The sequence below is a fragment of the Flavobacterium shii genome, assembly GCF_025847235.1.
Lineage (GTDB): Bacteria > Bacteroidota > Bacteroidia > Flavobacteriales > Flavobacteriaceae > Flavobacterium > Flavobacterium shii.
On record NZ_JAOZEW010000014.1, the window covers coordinates 121356 to 143751 of the forward strand.

Below are 22396 nucleotides of genomic sequence, written 5' to 3' on the forward strand. Positions count from 1 at the left end.
TGAGTACAAAGAATTAGGTATAAAAAAACCCGTTTGATGTACTCAAACGGGTTTTTAAATATGATGATTTACACACATACCATTAACACATCGCTTGAGAGCAATAATGAAAATGATGATGATGTAATTGAATTAATAACATAACTTGAATTGTTTTTTTTCTTCGTTTCGTTTGCAAATATACTAGATAAATTAATTCAAAAGCAATTTTTAATTTAACTTAATGTGACTTTGTTGTTAAATTTACAAATTCTCATTGGACTAAACCTCTAAACATTGCTATTTATCTAAAGAAAAACTTTGCTTAATTATTATTGTAAAAGCCCAGTTTTAGTGTTGTTCCTTCACTTAATTTACTATCTACAGAAATAGTGATATCCAATAATAAACTTAATTTCTTTACAATTGATAATCCTAAACCAATCCCGTTAATTTCAGGATGCAACTCGGAGTGTGAACGGAAAAATTGATCAAATACTTTTTGTAAATCATCCGATGGGATTCCAATTCCGGAGTCTATTATGTAACATTCTATACCATTGGAAACCTCCGAGACAATAATCTTTATTTCGCCATTTTCATTAGAATACTTGATAGCATTAGAAAGCAAATTATTGAAAATTACGGAAAGTAAATAACGATCACTATCAATGCAAAAATCCTTATTTATTTCTGTTGAAAGATGGATATTTTTGGATTTTATATTACTCGAATATTGCGAAATAGTATCCAAAATTAAAGCATTTAAATATACTTTACCTATTTGTAAACTCTGTTTTTGATTTTCAAATCTAGCCAACAATAATAATTGATCTACAAGTTTATTTAAACGATCAACCTCAGTAATACAAAAGTTTATTTTATCTTTATATTCATTATTATCTCTTGGTTTACGTATTAATACCTCAAGTGTTCCTTTAATAATGGTTAAAGGTGTTCTTAATTCATGAGAAGCATAAGATGTAAACTGTTTTTCCCTTTCAACTGCATTTTCAATTCTATCCAATAAACTATTTATTGTCTTTGATAATACATACAATTCATCACGATTTCCGGGCAATGGAATCCTAGTTTTTAAATTATCTTTGGTTATAATATTTGAGGTTTCAATAATGGTATTAATTGGCTTAATACTTTTTCCTGCAAAAAAACGAGCAATAAAAAACAGCAATATCAAAATTAGCGGAAACGCTACAATTAGGATTTTAAATAAATTATCGAGTACCATTGTAGAATCTGTAAGTGACATAGCCACCATTAAGTATCCTATTTTTTTATTATTAATATGGATTGGAACCTGAATTTGCCTGATGATATTATCTAATAACTTAGTATCAAACAGTTCGTAATTTTCTCTTTCTTTATAAAATACTAAGGTTTCAAGCTTTAAATTGGGAGATTTTTCGATAATTTTCCCATTTACATCCAAAAACTGAACAAAGACAGGATTCACATCGACTGTATTATGTTCGCGTTCATTCCATTCTTCAGCATCAATTAAAGATAATACATCATTTTTGATTTTAATTTCATCCAGATGATTCTTTATTTCTACATTAATATCATTATCAATATGGCTATAAACGCTTTGTTTTACAATAGAAAAAATAGTAAAAAATACCACAAAAATTAATAATGCAGTAATAGTTATATAATTAAAAGCGATTCTGTTTTTAAACGAAAACTGTTGCATTCTTTTAGTCATTTGCGATATAACCTATACCACGTATTGTTTTTATGTAATCTTCTTCGATTTTTAAATTCAATTTTTTTCGAATAGCATTCATAAAAACATCAATTACACTTGTGTCGTATTCAAAATTAATTTGCCAAACGTCTTGTAAAATCTGATTTCGAGTACATACTTTACCTTTATTTTTAACCAAATATGTTAGCAATTCAAACTCGCGCTGTGTGAGTGAAACTTCTATATTATTGGTTAAAACTATATGTTGTGCCAAGTTAACCTGAATGGTTCCAAGTGTAAGTACTTCGGGAGTTTCTTTATTTCTGAAATGAATTTTAATACGTTCAACTAGTTCCTCAAAACTAAATGGCTTTTTTATATAGTCATTTGCACCAGCTTTTAATCCCTCAATAGTCTCAAGAACAGTGTCTTTTGCAGTCAAAAAAAGTATAGGGGTTGTAATATCTTTAATTCGGATTGCCTTGCACAAATCCAATCCGTTGATTTTAGGAAGCATCCAATCGAGTAAGATTAAATCAAATTTTAGCTTTTGAGTTAATTCAAATCCTGCCAATCCATCTGAAGCTGTGGTAATTTGGAATCCTTCTTCTTCTAAACCTTGTTGAAGAAATTGAACAATACCAGCCTCATCTTCGACTATTAAAATATGCATTTTTGTTACTTGTTTGTATTTATTAATCTAAACATTACTCCGTAAAATAAGTAATTTTCACTTTCAAAGATAAATATTTTTGGTTTGAGTAGCCAACACCTTTGAAAGTCTCTATCAAATAAAAACATATTAAGAAGAATTATACTCTTAAAAAAAATTACTTCACTTTATATTTTATTGAAAACAAATGATTACCTTAAGACAATCTTAAGGAAATACTAAGTAGTACGGAAGCTTAGTTTAAGAGTCTGCTAAGAGAAACAATTAAATTTGCAATTAAAATTTTTAAGATGTCATTACACAAGAAACTTGCCCCATTTTACTACCTCGCCATATTTTACTTCATCGTAAGTTTCATATTGAGGGTTGTTTTGTTTTTTCATCCCATAACCGAAACTTCTTTTAGTTTCCTGGACACAATAAAAATATTTGGATTAGGATTAGTCTCCGATTTATTTGTTTTTGTTATTGCAAGCGTATTTTTATGGTTGTACCTTATTTTTATATCCAATTCTAAATATTCAAAACCATCTGGTTATATTATTTTTGGAATTTTTGTAGCTTTATTTCTTTACATAGCAAGCGGCAAAAGTATCTTCAACGAATACGGCGGAGCATTACCCGAAATTGCCCTCATTTTTGTAGGTCTAAAAACACTCTTTTTCGGTTTATTACTGTTCCTACCTAATTATCGAGATAAAATTAGATTTTGGCTATTTTCTTTTGTGATCTTCTTATATGTTCTTTTGATTTTACAAAACGGAATAAGCGAATATTTTTTCTGGAATGAATTTGGAGTAAAATATAACTTTATAGCCGTTAATTATTTAGTTTATACCAATGAAGTTATTGGAAACATAATGCAATCGTATCCTGTAATTCCGCTATTCTCGGTATTATTTTTAATTGCAGGAACAGTAACTTATTTCATTGTAAAGAAAACAAGAACTTATATTGATACTATTCCAACATTTATTGAAAAAATAAAAATAACAGTATTATATGCAATGGTGTTTATGCTTTCATTATTTATGATTCCTCGTATAGCAATTAGTGAAAATTCTGAAAATGTTTTTGCTAACGAGTTACAATCAAATGGTTTATATAAATTCTATCTTGCTTTTAAGAATAGTAGCCTTGATTATTTCAAGTTTTACAAAACCATGCCAAATGCCGAAGCTTACAAGATCTTAAAACAACAATTACCTACAATTTCTGGCGAAACTACTTTAAGAAAAATACAAAGTGATTCTGCCGAAAACCGTAAGAATGTAGTCTTAATAACTATCGAAAGTTATAGCGCCGAGTTCATGAAACGATACGGTAATGACCAGAATATAACTCCATTTTTAGATAGCTTAGCAGATAAAAGTTTAGAGTTTACCAATTTATATGCTGTTGGAAACAGAACCGTTCGAGGTCTGGAAGCTGTAACATTATGCATCCCTCCAACTGCTGGGGAAAGCGTTGTAAAAAGAGAAGACAATAAAAATAAATTTTCAACAGGATTTATCTTTAAACAAAAAGGATACACTACAAAATACCTTTATGGTGGAGATGCTTATTTTGATAATATGAAAGATTTCTATTCTGGAAATGGATATGACATTGTTGATGAAAACAGCTTCACTCCTCAAGAAATTACCTTCTCAAATGTTTGGGGAGTTTGTGATGAAGACATGTCCAACAAGGCAATAAAGGTTATGAATGCCGAAGCAAAGACAAACAAACCTTTCTTTAATCATATAATGACGGTAAGTAATCACCGTCCATTTACCTACCCAAATAATAAAATTGATATCCCAGGTGATATAAAATCTCGCGATGGTGGTGTAAAATATACAGATTACGCATTAAAAAGATTCTTTGAAATGGCAAGCAAACAGCCTTGGTTTAAAAATACGGTTTTTGTAATCGTAGCGGACCATTGTGCTTCTAGCGCCGGAAAAACAGAACTTCCTCTTGATAAATACAGAATTCCTGCGTTTATTTATAGCCCTGGCTTTATCCCTGCTCAAAAATGCAATAAGCTTGTATCTCAAATAGATCTTATGCCTACTTTATTTGGTTTACTGAATTTTAACTATGAAAGTAAATTTTATGGCGAGGATGTCCTAAAATCAGATTATAAGCCAAGAGCTTTTATTGCAACTTATCAGGATATAGGATTGATAAAAGATAATGTATTAACGATACTTTCGCCAAAGCAAAAAGTAAAACAATTTCAATTAAACTTACTCCCAAAAGAAGGAATTGCACCAGAATATCAGATTTTCTATGATGAGATTCCTCTAACAAAAGAGAGAACGGATTTGGTTAATGAAACGATTTCTTATTATCAAACCGCTTCGGATATGTTGAAACATAAGAAGTATCAGAAGAATTAAAATTAAGGTTCTGAAGCACTAAGGTTCTAAGATTTTTAGGAACAAAGGCACTGAGCTAAGAAAGGTAAAAAAACTTCTAAAAATTTAACAGCAAAGAAAAGAAGATTTGCGCAAGTTAAAAGCAATAAAAAAGGCTCAAATTCTATTGAATTTGAGCCTTTTTGCCTTAGAAACTTAGAGCCTCAGAACCTTTGAACCTTACTTTAGTCATTTTGATTTTTCATTCCGAATAAATCTCCACTTTGGAACAATTTTAAATCATCTTTTAATGCTTGGTTATTTCTTTGTGTAACCGCTGGTGCATCTAAATCGCTTAAATCAGGTTTTCCTGCATTTACCCATGCAGTGTACCAAAAACTTGCAGTTGCTGTAATAGCCTTTTTCATTTGATTTTCAACCATTCCGTTTAACTCTTTATGTAGTTTCTTAGCATATTCATCAGAGAAAACAGCCGAATTGTATTTACTTTTCAATACTTTTCCATCAGCATCCATTTTAAAAACCTGATTTTCCGGAGTTGAAGTTCTTAGCTTTTTATCAATGTCTAACAACGGTTGAACAAAACTATGTGTATCATTAATAATATCCCAAGTTGCTTTATGAACATCTTCATAATAGTGAGCCTGTGGAACATTTAACTTGTAATTTTTAGCAAACAATTCAGGAAGTCTGCTTTCCCAAAGTGAATGAATTCCTTTTTGATCGCTCAATTGTCCGTCATGATTTGCAGAAGTATGCAATGGCATGTGAGCATCACCTATGTAATGACCTAAATCTGCTGCAAGAAATAAAATTTCTGCTCTATTTTTATCTTTAAAAGCTTTGGTTAACTTAACCATCATATCTTCTATATACCAAGGTAAAATTCCGTTGTCGTTCAAGAATTTAGCATCGTATTTTTTCTTTGCTGCCTCTAAAGTCTGTGGAATACTATCAACATTACCAAAATTTTCCATATCAAAATAATGTCTCGGATTTTCCTCTTTATAATTCAAGGCATATTTACGAATATCCGGTACAGAAGCTTCTTGTGTAATAAAATCGATATGATTGTAAAAGAAAATTAGAAGCGGATGTGGCAAAGCCATAACTGCAGCTTTGTTGATGCGCTCATGACCAACGATTCCCCAGGATAATGTCAAAAAACCAATTGCTAAAGCGAATAATGCGATTAGTCTTGGTTTCATTTTAAAGTTTTTCATTTTTTATATTTATTAGGACTACAAAAGTATTTTTTTTAAGTATACATTAAAAGAATATCACTAAAGATTATGTTAATTTAAAAAAATAACCTCTTCTGGAGTCATTCCGGAAGAGGTTTGTAATGCAATTCTCTTAAAAAATTACAATTTATCATAGACAGTATTAAAATAAGAAGCTTTCGTATAGGTTTTCGGGCTTCCGCTTACAAAAGCTTGAAATTGTGGTGTAATCATATTCATACCCAATCCATCACCAGCCCATGCCCAACCAATGATTGACCATCCTTTAGTTTTTGCATAATCTACAATTCCGGACCAATCTGCCCCTGAACCGCCAATACTTCCAAATTCGCCTAAGATACAAGCTCTTCCAGACGATGCCAAATCATCTAAATCGGCTGCAATCATATAGCGTCCTTTTGCCTGATTGTATGCTCCGGGATAAATATGTGCCGAAAGTATAATATTTGTATCCGTAATTTTAGTTTGTCCAGTTGCACACCCTTTTACAGCACAAGCCGCAATAGCTGTTTCTTGCCCCCAACCCGGGATATCTATAATTATACTCCCACTATACACTTTACGAACTTCGGTAATTGCTGCATTATATGCTGCTGCAAAAGAAGCTGCCGTAATATTATGACTCCCCCACTCGTTCATTAAATTCACTATAAAACCACCACCAAGACTTGCGTAATTATTCTTCCACCATGTTCCTGCCGCCAAAAGCTCTGATGCACTATCCGAACCCAAAACAGATGATTTATGGTAGCTCACAATAACTTTATATCCATTCGCTTTAGCTTCGGATATCCAGCGTTTTGCATTGGTCTCCTGACCCGGTTCAACTTCAATTCTCACAGTTTGAATTTTTGTATTCTGTTTCATTAAAGTCCAGCCCAAATCACAATTTCCATTGTTGTAATAAGAAGGCTGTAAATTAACTCCATTACCAATATCTCCCAAGCTAGAAGCTGTTTTCGATGTTAATGAAGATGATGTAATAACAGTTGGAGATTTCAAAACCGCTACCGTTGATGCAGAATCGGATTCCGACTTATCACAACTAACTAGTAATAAAACACTTAAAACAACTAAGCAAGTGCTTATCATTTTAAACTTTTGGGCAATAAATTTCATTTTTTTCATTGGTTATAATTATTTAGTTAATGCTAATTCTCTAACTCATTAAGAATCAGCATTACAAATATTTCAATTTACAACCAATATAAATGATAGTATTTAATCAAACTACAATACGAATTTGTTAATTTTAAAGTTAATATATTGTGTTATATGAATTTTAAAGTTAAAAATATTAAAATATAACAAAATAAGAATCAGTTAAGCAAAATGTATAATTGCAATTAATGCAACCGTTGCAATAAATACCCAAAGCAAAACTCCTTGCAATAATGGCTTTACTCCTACTGTTTTTAAAACACTAAAATTCAATCCTGCACCAATTAAAAACAAGGTAACAGTTAATCCTATTTTTGCAAGTAGAACCAATGATGGTGCAATTATAGCAGTTTGTGGAACATAAGTATTTAATAACATTGCCAGAATAAAAAGTCCAATAAAATATGGGATTTTAATATTTGTCTGTTTGTTTTTAAAAAGAACTGTTGTAATAAGTGCAATCGGAATGATCCACAAGGCACGTGCTAATTTCACTGTGGTTGCAATTTGTAAAGCTTCTACACCAAATCTATTAGCAGCACCAACTACTGAGCTTGTATCGTGAATTGCGATAGCACACCATAAACCAAATTCTTTTTGTGATAAATTTAATTCATGGCCTATATAAGGGAATAAAAATAAGGCGATTGAGTTCAATATAAAAATTACTCCTAAAGCAACAGACGTTTGCTTCTCATCTGATTTTATCACCGGGGCAATTGCTGCAATTGCGCTTCCGCCACAAATAGCTGTTCCACAAGAGATTAAATGAGATGTTTTTTTATCGATTCCAAACCATTTTCCTAAAAGAGTTCCTAATATTATAGTACTGAATATCGATACAATAGTAAGAACCAAACCTTCTTTTCCTGCTGATAAAGCACTTGTCGCGTTCATCCCAAATCCCAATCCTACAACAGAAAATTGTAATAGAATAGTAATTGCTTTATGACTTGATTGTAAAAATGGATTCCCTGATAAATTTGCCACCAATAAGCCTAATACTAAAGCAATTGGAGGTGATATTATTGAAGTTAGACAAAGTAATAATAATAAAGCAAAAATGATTTGTTTCGAAATTGTACTAATTTCAAATAAATGACTTGTTGTTTGTTCTTTTGTATTCACTGTAAAAGTATTTAATAATTATAGTACAAAGGTCTGTACTTATTACAACATTTACCAATCGTAAATTACAATCGACTATAACTTCAAGTTATAATAACTAGCTATGTTTTTTATAAACAACTCTGTAAGAGCATCCGATTTTCCGTGAAGGGTAATAATGTAAAAGAATCTTTCTATAGTAAGTTTTTCTACATCCAAAACAATTAATTCATTGTTTTTCAATTCCTTACATACAGCATGTATTGACATAAATGCCACGCAATCAGAATTTGTAAGGTATGATTTTATGCTTTCGGTACTTCCTAATTGCATTTCTATTTGTAATTCCAATAACTTGATATTGAATTGCTTTAACGCATACTCAATAACTTCAAGTGTTCCAGAGCCTCTTTCTCTGGTTATAAAACGAAGATTTCTTAAATCCTCCAATAAAATTTCTTTTTTATTGACTAAAGGATTTTTACTGCTACAAACTAAAACCAATTCATCTTTTAAAAACTCAGTATATTTAATAGATTGGTTTCTGGATTGCCCTTCTACAATTCCTATTTCTATCTCTTTATTGATTAAAGCGCTTTCTATTTGCTCGGTATTACCGTTTAGTAAGCTAACCTTAATGTCTTGCAATTTCTGATGAAAACGCGCCAATAAAGGCGGAATAATATATTGAGAAATGGTTGTACTCGCTCCCAATCGCAATAATCCCTGGCGTTCGTTGATAAACGTACTCATATCAAAATCTATTTCTCGATAAATTTCGAATATGTCTTTGGTATGTTTTAAAAGAATTCCTCCAGCTTTGGTTAGCGTAATCTTAGAACCATTTCGCTCAAAAAGCTTGGTTTTATAGGTTTCTTCTAGTTCCTGAATATGTTTGGAAACAGCAGGCTGTGTAATATACAATTCGGCTGCAGCTTTGGTAAAACTCAACCTGTTTGCAACAACAGAAAATACTTTTAGCCTAAAATCCATATTGAGTTTTATTTATTCAATTCAGAGTTGAATCAAATTTACAATAATCCATTGTATTTTCTAACAAACCATTCGGTTGTCAATGCAATAGAAATTAAAATAAGAAGCCAAACCCAATCAATTAACGGAGTTTTGGTACTCACATTTTTTTGAATTGCTTTGTATTCCGGATTTTCTAAAAGTGTTTTTATCAATGCATCCGATTGGTCTTGAAAAAATGCTTTCCCGTTCGTTTGTAATGCCAATTGTTGTAATTTCTGAACATCTGGATTTACAAATTGTTTCTCAATATCAAAATCCAATATTTCGAAACGACTTGAATATGTGGTTTTTGAATTTAATTCTTTAACAGAAAAAGTATATTTCCCTGCCGCAAGTCCATCTAAATTTACAGAATAAGAGTTGTTCCCTTTTAATAAATCGTAATTTTTAGTTTGCTTAGTTTCTGTATTCGTTACCGAAATAGTAAGATTTGCTTTTTCATCAAACTCATAGTTTTTATTGAAATACTGCGCATTGATTTCTAGCGCATCACCTGAGTTATAAAAGCTTTCATGGTTTACAACCAGTGATTTTTTAGTATTATTTGAAGCTAAATATTGAATAATTTTATCAATAAAAACATCATATTTGGCAAAAGACTGATTATCAATATGACTTTGCATGCGCCATTTCCAAGTATTTTCCCCAAGCAAGTAGGCATTTCTTTTTCCTTGATTTTCGGTAAAAGCAAGTAATGGAGCATTGGTTGCTACGTTTCTAATTTTAGAAGAAAGTAAAACCGAAACATTTCCATTTGTTGTAACTGTTCCAAAGGAATTTTGCAACGGCGGAAAATTTTCAAAACCAATATTCTCGACTGCAAACAAATTAAATTGCGTATTGAATTCGGCCAAATAATCTTCTTTCTGATTACTCATTCTAAACGAGAAAGCAGTTTGTTGTTGATTCAGAAAATTAAAGTCGGTATTATTTCCCGTTATAATAAAGGTATTAATTCCAGCAGCTTTATTAGTATCAAAAACTGGCTTAAATACTCCTGTGGGTTGGTATAAAATTAAAATATTATAATCTTGTAATGATTTAATTTCGTTCGGTTTAACTATAACTACTTTACGCTGTGCATTAGATTCGATTGCTCGTTTTAGTGCAGCAATATCCGGATGATTTATTGCCGAAACAATAGCTACTGTTGTTTTTTGATCTATAATCTCTACTGCAAAATTCTTAGTATTGTTATAGGTGTTTTTCTCTTTTTCGCCCGACGAAATAGTTGCTTTAAAAACCTGTACTCCTACTTTATCTGCTGGCAATAATATATTTAAGGTTGCTGTTTTTTTAGATGGAGAAAAAGAAACACTCTCTTTTGCCAAAACTGTACCTCCTTGAGAAATCGATAAATCGGAATTTATATTTTTTGTTCCGGAATATTGCAAGAATACTTCAACAGGAAATTTATTTTTATAAAACGCGTACTTGTTTACGTTAAGCTGATTAATTTTTAAATCCAAAAATGTTGTAGTGTCTCCTACAATTACAGGATATACTTTATTGTTGGGATCAAAGCGATAAACATAATCATTTCCTGTCGTTTGATTTCCGTCGGTAATAATTACTGTTGGGAAAACTACATTTTTATTTATGCTTTTTAAATTTTTGGCAATTTCATCCAGATTGGTCTGAGCTCCTTTAAAATCAAATTCTTCTGATTGTTTGAAATCAGCATCAAACTGATACGACTGAATTTCATATTTATCTTGTAAATCTTTATTTGAAGTCAGTTTTTTATACAGTTCAATTACTTTTTCCTTAGAATTTAGAGCAGTTATTGAACTCGAATTATCCACTACAATTGGTAATGGGGTTTTGATAATTTCTAATGAGTTCTTGGTAATTATCGGATTTATCAATAAAACCAATATCCCAAAAATGGATAGAAAACGTAAAAAAGCCAAAAACAAAGTCAGTTTTGATTTGCTTTTGGCTTTATAATAATATTGAAAAAACGACAAACCTCCTGCAATTACTAATGAAAGTACTAATAATAGAATCGTGTTTGTAGTCATGTTTTTTTATTAAAAGATTTAATAATTGAAAGATTTAATGATTGAAAAAACAAAATCAGCTGGTATTACTCAAATCTTTAAATCATTGAGCGATATTAACCTAAATCTTTACAACTAAAACCTTTGAATCTTTGTTACTCAATCCCGAAACTTCGGGATCAGTACCTTCCTAAGTAAGCATTCCTCCACAAACATTAAGAACTTGTCCTGTAACATAAGCACTCATATCCGAAGCTAAGAAAAGACAAGCGTTTGCAACATCTTCAGTAGTTCCACCGCGTTTCAACGGAATTCCTTCTCTCCAACCTTTTACTACATCTTCACTTAATTTTGCAGTCATTTCTGTTTCAATAAATCCAGGTGCAATTGCATTACAACGAATATTACGAGACCCTAATTCTAATGCTATAGATTTTGTAAATCCGTTCACACCAGCTTTAGAAGCAGCATAGTTCGTTTGACCTGCATTTCCTTTTACACCAACAACACTACTCATATTAATAATAGAACCTGAACGTTGTTTCAAGAATGTTTTCTGAATAGCTTTTGTCATATTAAAAACTGATTTCAAGTTAACATCAATAACTTGATCAAAATCAGCTTCAGACATACGCATTAAAAGGTTGTCTTTAGTAATACCTGCATTATTTATCAAGATATCTACAGTACCGAAATCAGCCAAAACTGCATCTACAAAAACCTGAGCTTCAGTAAAATCTGCTGCATTCGATTGATATCCTTTTGCTTTAATACCTAGAGCGTTTAATTCTTTTTCCAAAGCCAAAGCCGATTCTACAGATGAACTGTATGTAAAAGCTACGTTTGCACCATGTTTTGCAAAAACTTCAGCAATTCCTTTTCCTATTCCGCGGCTTGCGCCAGTAATGATGGCCACTTTTCCTTCTAGTAATTTCATATTAAGGTATTCGTTATTTTATTTTTGAAAATACAAATATAGATTATTTAGGCGTTTTATAAAATTTGTAATACAAAAAAAGCCTCACCACAGTGAAGCTTTTTTATATTGTTATTGGTCTACAACTAGAAAGCTACATTCCATCTTGGCAATCTACCATTTTCATCTAAGAAATCTTGCAAAATTTTCCCTTCAATGTATGTTGGAATTAATTTTATATCTGCATTAAAAGTCTCGTACCAAGAAACCTCTAATCTTTCGATACCTTCTAATTTCATTTGTGCTGGCCAAGAATATTTTCTTCCTGTTTTTGCAAATTGGTGACCGTTTACGATTTTATCGTGTAATCCTCCATTTTTGCTTTTTAGGGTTCCGTCATTTTGTACGGTTCCTGTAGAAGCTACCATGATTAATTCTTTGTTATCACCTTCGACAGCGTAAACTACAAAAACACCACTTCCTGTTTCTGATGCGTTACAAACTTCTTCTAAACTATCATCTTGCGTGTAAGTAAAATCTCCTTTTACTGTAAACTTTTCTAATTCTTTATACATATCTTTTAATTTTTACAAAGATTCTATCCCGCCCCGATGTTTCGGGATTAAGAAACTAAGTGCTTGTTATATTCCATACATTCCATTAATGTAAAAAAAGTCTCAACAAATATTGAGACTTTTTTTGGAATTTATTATTTTTAATATTGGATATTATCCTAATACTTCTTTTACTTTTTTACCAATTTCAGCAGGAGAATCAACTACGTGGATTCCACATTCTGCCATAATTTTCTTTTTAGCTTCAGCTGTATCATCAGTACCACCAACGATTGCACCTGCGTGACCCATTGTACGTCCGGCTGGAGCAGTAACTCCTGCGATGAAACCTACAACTGGTTTACGGTTACCATCAGCTTTAATCCATTTAGCAGCATCAGCTTCTAATTGTCCACCAATTTCACCAATCATTACGATACATTCTGTTTCTGGATCGTTCATCAACAACTCAACAGCTTCTTTAGTAGTAGTTCCGATAATTGGATCTCCACCAATACCAATTGCTGTAGTAATTCCTAATCCTTGTTTTACAACCTGATCAGCAGCTTCGTAAGTTAAAGTTCCTGATTTAGAAACAATACCAACTGTTCCTTTTTTGAAAACGAAACCTGGCATAATACCAACTTTAGCTTCACCTGGAGTAATAATCCCAGGACAGTTTGGACCGATTAATCTAGCATTTCTTTCTTTTACATAACTATTGGCTTTAATCATATCTGCTACAGGAATTCCTTCAGTAATAGCAATGATAACTTTAATTCCAGCGTCTGCAGCTTCCATAATAGCATCAGCAGCAAATGCAGGTGGTACAAAAATAATAGTTGTATCTGCACCAGCTTTCTCAACAGCATCTTGTACTGTATTAAAAACCGGACGATCTAAATGCGTTGTTCCACCTTTTCCCGGAGTCACACCACCAACAACATTAGTACCGTACTCAATCATTTGAGAAGCATGGAAAGTTCCTTCACTTCCTGTAAATCCTTGAACAATTATTTTGGAATCTTTATTAACTAAAACACTCATGATATATATTTTATGTAGTTTTTAAAATTGTGATGCAAAAGTAAGGTTTTGTAAATTATTTTAAACCTTTTTATTATCAAAATATCTTATGATAATTGACTCATTTGATAACCGCGATATAATTTATTGTCTTTTATTTGCCAAATAGCCATAAAATGGGCTAATAACATTTCTTCTCTTGGGTTTTCGATAGTCTTTACAAAATGGGAATATCTAACCGAAACTAAATCATCTTCCTCTATTATATGACTAATTCTCACCTTAGAACGTACGTAAGCTCTACTTAACTCATTAGATAACTCTAATACGCCATTGTAATCCAATTGGATAAGTCCTTTGGTACTATTCCAATCAACTATAACTTCTGGATGCAAATATAACTTGAAGGTTTCACTATCAATTAAAGCATCCGACTTGTAAAATTTTTGGATAAATTCTTTAGCAGTCATAGTTATTTTAATTTATTTAGAATTTCCGGGATTTTCTTGATATTAGCCAATTGTTTTAGCTTTTCTCTAGATTCTTCTATTGGCGTGCCAAAATAAGATTTTCCTCCTTCTACAGATTTAGTAACTCCTGTTTGTCCCATTATTACTGCCTTTGCTCCTATTGTAATACCACTAGTTGTACCAACTTGTCCCCAAATTGTAACTTCGTCTTCGATAATTACACAACCAGCAATACCGGTTTGTGAAGCAATTAAGCATTTTTCCCCAATAACCGTATCATGACCTACATGAACCTGATTATCAAGTTTAGTTCCTTCGCCAATAGTTGTATCGCCTGTAACTCCTTTATCGATAGTGCAAAGCGCTCCAATACCAACGTTATCTTTTATAACAACTCTACCTCCCGAAATTAACTGGTCGAATCCATCTGGACGTTTTTTATAATAAAAAGCATCTGCTCCTAAAATTGTCCCGGCATGAATCATAACATTATCACCAATTACTGTGTGATCGTAAATAGTAACATTCGGGTGAATTAAACAATTCTTTCCAATTGTAACATGATTACCAATAAAACAATTAGGCTGAATTAACGTTCCTTCCCCAATTACTGCCGAATCTGATATGGCAACATTAGCAAATCGAAAAGGTCTGAAATGTTTTGTAAGTTTATTGAAATCTCTGAAAGGATCATCAGAAATTAATAGTGCTTTACCTTCGGGACAATCTACAACTTTGTTTATCAAAACTATTGTTGCAGCCGAATTTATTGCTTTATCATAATATTTTGGATGGTCTACAAAAACTATATCTCCAGGCTCTACAACATGAATTTCATTCATACCTGAGACTTGGAAGTTTTTGTCACCAATAAATTCGCAATCAAGCAAATTTGCAATTTCTTCTAAAGAGTAAACTTTTTGAAATTTCATACTTTATAATTAGTTTTTAGTCTCCGTTTTCAGTCCCAGTTTTCAATCAATATCAACAAACTGCTAACTGGGACTGAGAACTGAAAACTAATAAAAACTATTCTTTTACACGCTCCATGTAAGAACCAGAAGCTGTATCTATTTTAATTTTGTCACCTTCATTAATAAACAAAGGAACGTTTACTGAAGCTCCAGTTTCTACCGTTGCCGATTTTGTAGCATTTGTTGCTGTATTTCCTTTAACTCCAGGCTCAGCATAAGTAACTTCTAAGATTACAGAAGCGGGCATATCTACTGATAAAGGCAAATCAGTTTCAGTATTAACCTGAACCATTACATTTGTTCCTTCTTTTAACAATCCAGGAGCATCAAGAATATTTTTATTCAAAGAAATTTGTTCAAAAGATTCTGTATTCATAAAATGAAATTCATCTCCTTCAGCATATAAAAACTGATAAGTATGTGTTTCAACACGCACATCTTCTATTTTATGCCCTGCAGAAAATGTATTATCTAATACTCTTCCTGTAGTTAAACTTCTTAATTTTGTTCTTACGAAAGCAGGACCTTTTCCTGGTTTTACGTGAAGAAATTCGACAATTTTATAAATATCGTGATTGAATTTAATACAAAGTCCATTTCTTATGTCTGATGTTGATGCCATTTTTTTTTATTTTAGATTTTTAAGAGTGTAGATTTTAGATTCTAAAAAAATAATCAATCTCTATAATTTTTTATAATGTTTTAATCTTATTTTAATTTTTCATTTAGGTTAGAAATCTAAACTCTAAAATTAATAATTCCCTGAGTATCCTTTCATAATACCACGAGATGAGTTTCTGATAAAATCTAAGATTTCATCTCTTTCTGGAGTTGCCTCCATTTCACCTTCTATTATACTTAGGGCTTGGGTCGTATTGTAATTTTTTTGATATAAAATTCTATAAATTTCCTGAATTTCTCTGATTTTATCTGTGCTAAAACCTCTTCTTCTTAAACCAACAGAATTGATTCCTACGTAAGATAAAGGCTCTTTTGCTGCTTTGGTATATGGTGGAACGTCTTTTCTTACAAGAGAACCTCCAGATATCATTGCATGATCACCAATATGAATAAATTGATGAATAGCTGCCAAACCACCAATAACTGCATGGTTTCCTACAACTACATGTCCTGCAAGAGCAACACCATTAACAATAATTGCATTGTTACCAATCTCGCAATCATGAGCAATGTGTGCATAAGCCATAATTAAGCAATTGTTACCAAGGATTGTTTGCCCCGATGCAACTGTACCACGATTAATTGTAACACACTCTCTAATAGTGCAATTATCTCCTATTATTGCCAAAGAATCTTCTCCTCCAAACTTTAAATCTTGTGGTACTGCAGAAATTACGGCTCCTGGAAAAATATTACAATTTTTTCCAATTCTAGCCCCTTCCATTATGGTTACATTTGAACCAATCCAAGTACCGTCACCAATAACTACATTATTGTGAATTGTTGTAAAAGGCTCAATTACAACGTTTTTAGCGATTTTGGCGCCAGGATGAACATAAGCTAAAGGTTGATTCATCTGTATTTTTTATATTTTAAATTAAAATTGTCTTTTTTTGAAACAATAAGCCTAAATAAAATTAATTATTTTTTTATTGTTTTCTTGCAATTTGTGCCATCAATTCTGCTTCGGTAACTAATTTACCGTTTGCATAGGCATTTGCTTGCATGTGACAAATCCCTCTTCTTATAGGAGAAATTAATTCACATTTAAATATTAACGTATCTCCAGGTAATACCTTGTGTTTGAACTTAACATTATCTATTTTCATAAAATAAGTCAGGTAATTTTCAGGATCTGGAACGGTACTTAATACTAAGATACCTCCTGTTTGTGCCATAGCCTCTACAATTAAAACACCTGGCATAACTGGTGCTTCTGGAAAATGCCCTACGAAGAAATTTTCGTTCATCGTAACATTCTTCATTCCAACAACATGATTGTCAGACATTTCTATAATTCTGTCAATTAATAAAAATGGGGGTCTATGGGGAAGAACCGACATTATTTTATTAATATCCATCAATGGTTCTTGATTTAAATCATAAACCGGAACATGATTTCTTTGCTCTATTTTTATAATCTTAGCCAATTTTTTGGCAAATTGTGTGTTTACAAAATGCCCCGGTTTATTAGCAATAATTTTACCTTGGATGCGAACTCCAATTAATGCTAAATCTCCAATAACATCAAGCAATTTATGTCTTGCTGCTTCATTAGGGTAATGTAATGTAAGATTATCTAAAATGCCGTTTGGTTTAACCGTTATTTTATCTTTTCCAAAAGCTTTCTTTAAATTCTCCATTGTAGCCTCAGATATTTCTTTATCTACATATACAATTGCATTGTTTAAATCACCACCTTTTATTAATCCGTGCTCTAAAAGAGATTCTAATTCATGTAAAAAACTAAATGTTCTTGAATTTGAAATTTCAGCTTTAAAATCGGCAATACTTTTTAATGTTGCATTTTGAGTACCTAAAACTTTTGTACCAAAATCAACCATAGTTGTAACTTGGTAATCATCACTTGGCATAACAAGGATTTCACTTCCTGTTGCTTCATCTGTAAAAGAAATAACTTCTTTAACAACATATACATTACGTTGTGCAGCTTGTTCTTCTACTTCGGCTTTTTCAATCGCTTCTACAAAATATTTTGATGAACCGTCCATGATAGGAAGTTCTGATGCGTTTAATTCGATTATAACATTGTCCAAGTCACAACCAACTAATGCAGCTAAAACGTGCTCTGGAGTTTGAATTTTAACCCCCAATTTTTCTAAGTTAGTACCTCTTTGGGTATTTACTACATAATTAGCATCAGCCTCAATAATAGGGTGTCCTTGCAAATCAACTCTCACAAAAGTAAATCCATTATTTATTGGAGCAGGTTTAAAAGTCATTGTTACTTCTTTCCCAGTGTGTAGTCCAACTCCTGTTAGTGAAATCTCCTTCTTGATGGTCTTCTGTTTAACCATTATTTCCATTTTTTTGGTTTAATATTTGTTTTTTTAATTCTTCTAGTTCAGCAACGATTTTAGGCAAGTTCTTAAAATGAACATATGATTTATTAAAATCTGTATATGCTAATGTCGGACTTCCTTGTAAAATTTCATCGTCTTTTATATTTCTGGCAACTCCCGATTGCGCTTGTAATCTAACATTATTTCCAATAGTTAAATGTCCTGCAATACCAACTTGCCCACCAATCATACCATTTTTACCAATTTTTGTAGAACCCGCAACGCCAGATTGGGCAGCGATAACTGTGTTTTCACCTATTTCTACATTATGAGCAATCTGTATCTGATTATCTAACTTCACTCCTTTTCGGATAATTGTCGATCCTAAAGTCGCCCTGTCTATTGTTGTATTTGCACCAATATCAACATTATCTTCGATAATTACATTACCGATTTGCGGTACTTTACTATATATACCTTCCTCATTTGGCACAAAACCAAATCCGTCGGCACCTATAATTGTTCCCGAATGGATTGTGCAATTATTTCCAATTATTGTTTCGGAATAAATTTTAGCGCCTGCAAAAATATGTACATTATTGCCAATAACAACATTATCTCCAATAAAAGAGTTTGGATAAATTTTTACATCGTTACCTAAAATCACATTTTGCCCTATATAGCTAAAGCTCCCTAAATATAGATTTTTACCATATTTTACACTTTCAGATAAGAAAGATTGAGGTTCTATTCCGTTTTTATTCAATTTTACTTGATTATAAAACTCTAATAGTTTAGAAAATGACGCATAAGCATCATCAACTTTAATTAATGTTGTGCTAATTTCTGTTTCGGGTACGAAAGTATCATTAACAATTGTTACCGATGCTTTTGTCGAATATATATGGTTGATATATTTAGGGTTAGCCAAGAAAGTAAGAGATCCTTCTGTACCTTCTTCTATTTTAGATAAGCGAGAAACTTCTGCATTGGGATTACCAACTACCTCTCCTCCTAAAATTTCTGCTATTTGTTCTGCTGTAAATTTCATTGCGACAAAAATATAAAAAATAGGTTTTAAATGTTAATTTTAAATCAGTTGTTTTGGATAACAGAGGTAATATTTTGTTACCAATTTAGATAACGATTTCAAATTCAGCTGGTCTGATGCTTCTACAACATCCTCAATTGTCTTATCTTTTTTTAATATTCGTATTGGTTCAGCTTCTTTACTGTATGCTTGATTTTTTATTTTTCCTCTATAAATAAAATAACTCGCATCATGCGATGAAATATTATTCTGGGCGGCGAATCGGTCTTTTAAACTTTGTAATTCTTCCAGTGAAATTTTCTCTCCACTTAACTTTATTTTAAGTAAATCCCTGTTTACTATCATTTTACTTAAAGCAGAAAGTATGAAATCATCGTGTTTTTGCCATGATTTTAAAGCGCCTATTATATCAAAGTCATCCAATTGAGAGAATAAATCCAGTATCTCGGGAGTAAATGTCTCCAAAGTGATTTTATTTTCCATAAAAAACAACAAAGGTTCGCTACATGGTAAATGAATCCCTTTTAAAGTTAATTCTTTGGCTCTTTTTAAGACTTTCGTCAAAATAAGCTCAGCAACTAGACTCGTTTTATGTAAATAAGCCTGCCAATACATTAATCTGCGGGAAAGCAGAAATTTTTCGACAGAATAAATCCCTTTTTCTTCAATAACCAAAACATCATCAACAACATTCATCATCTGAATCAAACGCTCTGAATTCACATTTCCTTCAGCTACACCCGTATAAAAACTATCACGTTTAAGATAATCCATACGATCCATATCCAATTGACTGGAAATTAATTGCAGCATAAACTTTCGATGATAATCCCCTTTAAATACTTGAATTGCCAAATTTAATTTGCCATTAAATTCAATATTTAATTGGTTCATGAACAAGAGTGAAATTGCTTCATGGTTTACATCTTCAACAATACTTCTTTCCATAGCATGAGAAAATGGACCATGACCTATATCGTGTAGTATAATTGCTATATATAATGCATTCTCTTCTTCTGGGGAAATTGTAACACCTTTAAATCGTAATGTTTCAATGGCTTTTTGCATTAAATGCATACAACCTAAAGCATGATGAAAACGAGTATGATTAGCACCAGGATAAACCAAATAAGACAATCCCATTTGAGAAATTCGGCGTAAACGCTGAAAATACGGATGCTCTATTAGATCATATATAAAAGCATTGGGAATGGAAATGAAACCGTAAATGGGATCATTGAAAATTTTCAGCTTATTAATAAGGTTCACTATTTGGTTATTTTTAGGTCAACAAATATAACTAAAATACGACTTGTTCTGTTTTACATTTTATCCAAAAAAGCAAACAAATAAAGTTTTTATGATGTAATGTTATCATAATTCTTTAAATTAGTACATCGAAAAGACAATATTACGCTTTTTTTTCGGTAACAAACAATTAACACAACTTTAAGTTCGTTTAGTTCGGTAAATTGCGAACCAATTTTATCTTTGTAAAAAAAATCATGGATACTAATACACAAAAGGAAAGAGAAGAACTTATAGAGTTATTCGGTATTCATTTCGAATCAGTGTATAACTTGCCTCCACTTTGTTCTAGAATTTTGGGATTATTAATCGTCGAAGCTTGTAAATCGGGGTTAACCTTTGAACAAATAGTTGAGAAAGTAGGCGCTAGTAAAAGCTCAGTTTCAACAAACTTGAATTTCCTTTTAAAATTAGGAAAGATAGATTATTACACTTTACATGGTGATCGAAAAAAATATTTTAGACCATCTCCGTTTAGTGAACGATTTGCAAATTATTTAAAAATTCTAGAATTCGAGAAGAAAATAATCGATAAAATGATTTCTTACAGAGAAAAAACAATGGATAGTTCGGAGGAAAGAATTAATCTCGAACACGCCAAAGCATATAAAAGTCATGTTATAAAAGTCGAAGAATTACTGCAAGAAACAATTACAGAGTTTATAGAAATAGAAAAAGTTAATAAATCATAAATCAAATTTAAATACAAATGAAGAATATTACATTCTCCCTAATAGCAATCATGCTGGTTTTTGCGTCATGTAAAAAAAAGGAAGAGCAAGCTCCACCACAAGGTCCAGCTCCCTTTCCTGTTAAAACAATTTCGGTACAAGATGCAGTAGTATATCAAGAATATAGCGCAAATCTTCAAGGCCAACAAAATGTAGAAATACGCCCTAAAGTAAATGGGTATATCCAAAAGATTTATGTCGATGAAGGTCAGGTTGTAAAAAAAGGACAATTGCTTTTTAAACTTGAAACTCAAACATTAAATCAGGATGCATCTGCTGCAAAAGCGGCTGTTCAGGCAGCACAAGTGGAAGTTGACAGATTAAAACCACTAGTTGATAGAAAAATCATTAGTATTGTTCAATTAGAAACTGCCAAAGCTAAATTGGCTCAAGTCAAAAGTAATTATGGTAGTATTGCAGCAAATATTGGATACGGAACAATCGTTTCTCCAGTAAGCGGTGTTATTGGTGGTTTGCCTTTTAGAGAAGGAAGCTTAGTTAGTGCAACTAGCGAAATGCCTTTAACTACAGTATCTGACACGAAAATTGTTCGTGCTTATTTCTCAATGAACGAAAAGCAATTATTGTTCTTTAATAAGACATTTAAAGGTGCAACTACTGCCGAAAAATTAAAATCAGCACCTCTTGTTTCTTTGGTTTTGGTAGATAATACTATATACGATCAAAAAGGAAAGATCGCTACAATGAATGGTTTAGTAGATCCTGCAACTGGAAACACACAATTTAGAGCAGATTTTAATAATCCTCAAGGTATCTTAAGAAGTGGTAGTACAGGAATTATACGTTTACCTATAGAACAAAAAGATGTAATTCTTGTTCCTCAAAATGCAGTTTTTGAAGTACAAGGAAAACAAACAATTTATGTTGTAGAAAAAGGAAACAAAGTAAAATCAACAATCATTGAGACCAATGGAACTTCAGACTTGAATTTCATTGTAACAGCAGGTCTTAAAGCTGGAGATGTTGTAGTAGTAGAAGGAGCATCTAAATTAAAAGATGACATGGAAATTACGCCACAGCAAGCTAAAGATGCAGCTAATGAAACTGCAGAAACAAAAAATACTACTGCTAAAAAATAATATACA

General features: G+C 31.8%; 20 protein-coding genes. 3 read left to right on the plus strand and 17 right to left on the minus strand.

The window, feature by feature from the left end:
- Positions 1 to 304 precede the first annotated feature (304 nt).
- Together OIU83_RS14040 and OIU83_RS14045 are read right to left on the minus strand one after the other, a co-directional pair.
- Positions 305 to 1693, minus strand: coding sequence for a sensor histidine kinase (locus OIU83_RS14040; RefSeq protein ID WP_264206896.1), 1389 nt, complete (start codon positions 1691 to 1693; stop codon positions 305 to 307).
- A 4-nt stretch (positions 1694 to 1697) separates the two neighbouring features.
- Entirely contained in the window at positions 1698 to 2360 is a 663-nt protein-coding gene (locus tag OIU83_RS14045) for a response regulator transcription factor (protein ID WP_264206897.1), read from the minus strand.
- A gap of 290 nt (positions 2361 to 2650) precedes the next feature.
- Here OIU83_RS14045 and OIU83_RS14050 point away from each other — a divergent pair, with 290 nt between their 5' ends.
- Positions 2651 to 4747, plus strand: coding sequence for an LTA synthase family protein (locus tag OIU83_RS14050; protein ID WP_264206898.1), 2097 nt, complete (start codon positions 2651 to 2653; stop codon positions 4745 to 4747).
- 203 nt (positions 4748 to 4950) lie between these two features.
- On the opposite strand, the gene OIU83_RS14055 is transcribed toward OIU83_RS14050, so the two are convergent.
- From OIU83_RS14055 to OIU83_RS14125, 15 genes are all read right to left on the minus strand, one after another.
- On the minus strand, positions 4951 to 5949 hold the full coding sequence (locus OIU83_RS14055) for a zinc dependent phospholipase C family protein (protein ID WP_264206899.1): 999 nt from the start codon (positions 5947 to 5949) through the stop codon (positions 4951 to 4953).
- A gap of 141 nt (positions 5950 to 6090) precedes the next feature.
- A complete protein-coding gene (locus OIU83_RS14060; RefSeq protein WP_264206900.1) occupies positions 6091 to 7098 on the minus strand; it encodes a glycoside hydrolase family 5 protein in 1008 nt (335 codons plus the stop codon).
- 195 nt (positions 7099 to 7293) lie between these two features.
- Positions 7294 to 8259 carry a YeiH family protein gene (locus OIU83_RS14065; RefSeq protein WP_264206901.1) on the minus strand — a complete coding sequence of 322 codons (966 nt, stop codon included), beginning with the start codon at positions 8257 to 8259 and terminating at the stop codon, positions 7294 to 7296.
- Positions 8260 to 8334: 75 nt separating this feature from the next.
- Positions 8335 to 9231, minus strand: coding sequence for a LysR family transcriptional regulator (locus OIU83_RS14070; RefSeq protein WP_264206902.1), 897 nt, complete (start codon positions 9229 to 9231; stop codon positions 8335 to 8337).
- A 38-nt stretch (positions 9232 to 9269) separates the two neighbouring features.
- Positions 9270 to 11297, minus strand: coding sequence for a hypothetical protein (locus tag OIU83_RS14075; RefSeq protein WP_264206903.1), 2028 nt, complete (start codon positions 11295 to 11297; stop codon positions 9270 to 9272).
- 169 nt (positions 11298 to 11466) lie between these two features.
- Complete coding sequence (gene fabG, locus OIU83_RS14080) at positions 11467 to 12213, minus strand: 3-oxoacyl-[acyl-carrier-protein] reductase (RefSeq protein ID WP_264206904.1); 747 nt, start codon at positions 12211 to 12213, stop codon at positions 11467 to 11469.
- Positions 12214 to 12338: 125 nt separating this feature from the next.
- Positions 12339 to 12767 (minus strand): hypothetical protein, encoded by a 429-nt coding sequence (locus OIU83_RS14085; RefSeq protein ID WP_264206905.1) that lies wholly within the window; start codon positions 12765 to 12767, stop codon positions 12339 to 12341.
- 153 nt (positions 12768 to 12920) lie between these two features.
- A complete protein-coding gene (gene sucD, locus OIU83_RS14090) occupies positions 12921 to 13793 on the minus strand; it encodes a succinate--CoA ligase subunit alpha (RefSeq protein ID WP_264206906.1) in 873 nt (290 codons plus the stop codon).
- A gap of 86 nt (positions 13794 to 13879) precedes the next feature.
- Positions 13880 to 14242, minus strand: coding sequence for a nuclear transport factor 2 family protein (locus OIU83_RS14095; protein ID WP_264206907.1), 363 nt, complete (start codon positions 14240 to 14242; stop codon positions 13880 to 13882).
- Positions 14243 to 14244: 2 nt separating this feature from the next.
- A complete protein-coding gene (locus OIU83_RS14100; protein ID WP_264206908.1) occupies positions 14245 to 15174 on the minus strand; it encodes a UDP-3-O-(3-hydroxymyristoyl)glucosamine N-acyltransferase in 930 nt (309 codons plus the stop codon).
- Between the two features lie 97 nt (positions 15175 to 15271).
- Positions 15272 to 15838, minus strand: coding sequence for an elongation factor P (gene efp / locus OIU83_RS14105; RefSeq protein ID WP_264206909.1), 567 nt, complete (start codon positions 15836 to 15838; stop codon positions 15272 to 15274).
- Positions 15839 to 15967: 129 nt separating this feature from the next.
- Positions 15968 to 16753 carry an acyl-ACP--UDP-N-acetylglucosamine O-acyltransferase gene (gene lpxA / locus OIU83_RS14110; RefSeq protein ID WP_035624097.1) on the minus strand — a complete coding sequence of 262 codons (786 nt, stop codon included), beginning with the start codon at positions 16751 to 16753 and terminating at the stop codon, positions 15968 to 15970.
- 73 nt (positions 16754 to 16826) lie between these two features.
- Positions 16827 to 18215, minus strand: coding sequence for a bifunctional UDP-3-O-[3-hydroxymyristoyl] N-acetylglucosamine deacetylase/3-hydroxyacyl-ACP dehydratase (locus OIU83_RS14115; RefSeq protein WP_264206933.1), 1389 nt, complete (start codon positions 18213 to 18215; stop codon positions 16827 to 16829).
- Positions 18208 to 19251 (minus strand): UDP-3-O-(3-hydroxymyristoyl)glucosamine N-acyltransferase, encoded by a 1044-nt coding sequence (lpxD, locus tag OIU83_RS14120; protein WP_264206910.1) that lies wholly within the window; start codon positions 19249 to 19251, stop codon positions 18208 to 18210. The genes OIU83_RS14115 and lpxD overlap by 8 nt, the downstream gene beginning before the upstream one ends.
- 39 nt (positions 19252 to 19290) lie before the next feature.
- Complete coding sequence (locus OIU83_RS14125) at positions 19291 to 20520, minus strand: HD domain-containing protein (RefSeq protein WP_264206911.1); 1230 nt, start codon at positions 20518 to 20520, stop codon at positions 19291 to 19293.
- Between the two features lie 236 nt (positions 20521 to 20756).
- Here OIU83_RS14125 and OIU83_RS14130 point away from each other — a divergent pair, with 236 nt between their 5' ends.
- Both OIU83_RS14130 and OIU83_RS14135 read left to right on the plus strand, forming a co-directional pair.
- A complete protein-coding gene (locus OIU83_RS14130; RefSeq protein WP_264206912.1) occupies positions 20757 to 21251 on the plus strand; it encodes a GbsR/MarR family transcriptional regulator in 495 nt (164 codons plus the stop codon).
- A gap of 17 nt (positions 21252 to 21268) precedes the next feature.
- Positions 21269 to 22390: an efflux RND transporter periplasmic adaptor subunit gene (locus OIU83_RS14135; protein WP_264206913.1), complete on the plus strand. Its 1122-nt coding sequence runs from the start codon at positions 21269 to 21271 to the stop codon at positions 22388 to 22390.
- Positions 22391 to 22396 lie beyond the last annotated feature (6 nt).

What these genes read in the sequence shown, in the direction of transcription:
- OIU83_RS14135 (WP_264206913.1), top strand. Translation starts at nt 21,269, where the DNA reads ATGAAGAATATTACATTCTCCCTAATAGCAATCATGCTGGTTTTTGCG.
- OIU83_RS14085 (WP_264206905.1), bottom strand. Translation starts at nt 12,767, where the DNA reads ATGTATAAAGAATTAGAAAAGTTTACAGTAAAAGGAGATTTTACTTAC.
- OIU83_RS14050 (WP_264206898.1), top strand. Translation starts at nt 2,651, where the DNA reads ATGTCATTACACAAGAAACTTGCCCCATTTTACTACCTCGCCATATTT.
- OIU83_RS14070 (WP_264206902.1), bottom strand. Translation starts at nt 9,231, where the DNA reads ATGGATTTTAGGCTAAAAGTATTTTCTGTTGTTGCAAACAGGTTGAGT.
- OIU83_RS14055 (WP_264206899.1), bottom strand. Translation starts at nt 5,949, where the DNA reads ATGAAAAACTTTAAAATGAAACCAAGACTAATCGCATTATTCGCTTTA.
- OIU83_RS14095 (WP_264206907.1), bottom strand. Translation starts at nt 14,242, where the DNA reads ATGACTGCTAAAGAATTTATCCAAAAATTTTACAAGTCGGATGCTTTA.
- sucD (WP_264206906.1), bottom strand. Translation starts at nt 13,793, where the DNA reads ATGAGTGTTTTAGTTAATAAAGATTCCAAAATAATTGTTCAAGGATTT.
- efp (WP_264206909.1), bottom strand. Translation starts at nt 15,838, where the DNA reads ATGGCATCAACATCAGACATAAGAAATGGACTTTGTATTAAATTCAAT.
- OIU83_RS14115 (WP_264206933.1), bottom strand. Translation starts at nt 18,215, where the DNA reads ATGGTTAAACAGAAGACCATCAAGAAGGAGATTTCACTAACAGGAGTT.
- lpxD (WP_264206910.1), bottom strand. Translation starts at nt 19,251, where the DNA reads ATGAAATTTACAGCAGAACAAATAGCAGAAATTTTAGGAGGAGAGGTA.
- OIU83_RS14040 (WP_264206896.1), bottom strand. Translation starts at nt 1,693, where the DNA reads ATGCAACAGTTTTCGTTTAAAAACAGAATCGCTTTTAATTATATAACT.
- OIU83_RS14060 (WP_264206900.1), bottom strand. Translation starts at nt 7,098, where the DNA reads ATGAAAAAAATGAAATTTATTGCCCAAAAGTTTAAAATGATAAGCACT.
- OIU83_RS14100 (WP_264206908.1), bottom strand. Translation starts at nt 15,174, where the DNA reads ATGAAATTTCAAAAAGTTTACTCTTTAGAAGAAATTGCAAATTTGCTT.
- fabG (WP_264206904.1), bottom strand. Translation starts at nt 12,213, where the DNA reads ATGAAATTACTAGAAGGAAAAGTGGCCATCATTACTGGCGCAAGCCGC.
- OIU83_RS14075 (WP_264206903.1), bottom strand. Translation starts at nt 11,297, where the DNA reads ATGACTACAAACACGATTCTATTATTAGTACTTTCATTAGTAATTGCA.
- OIU83_RS14045 (WP_264206897.1), bottom strand. Translation starts at nt 2,360, where the DNA reads ATGCATATTTTAATAGTCGAAGATGAGGCTGGTATTGTTCAATTTCTT.
- OIU83_RS14130 (WP_264206912.1), top strand. Translation starts at nt 20,757, where the DNA reads ATGGATACTAATACACAAAAGGAAAGAGAAGAACTTATAGAGTTATTC.
- lpxA (WP_035624097.1), bottom strand. Translation starts at nt 16,753, where the DNA reads ATGAATCAACCTTTAGCTTATGTTCATCCTGGCGCCAAAATCGCTAAA.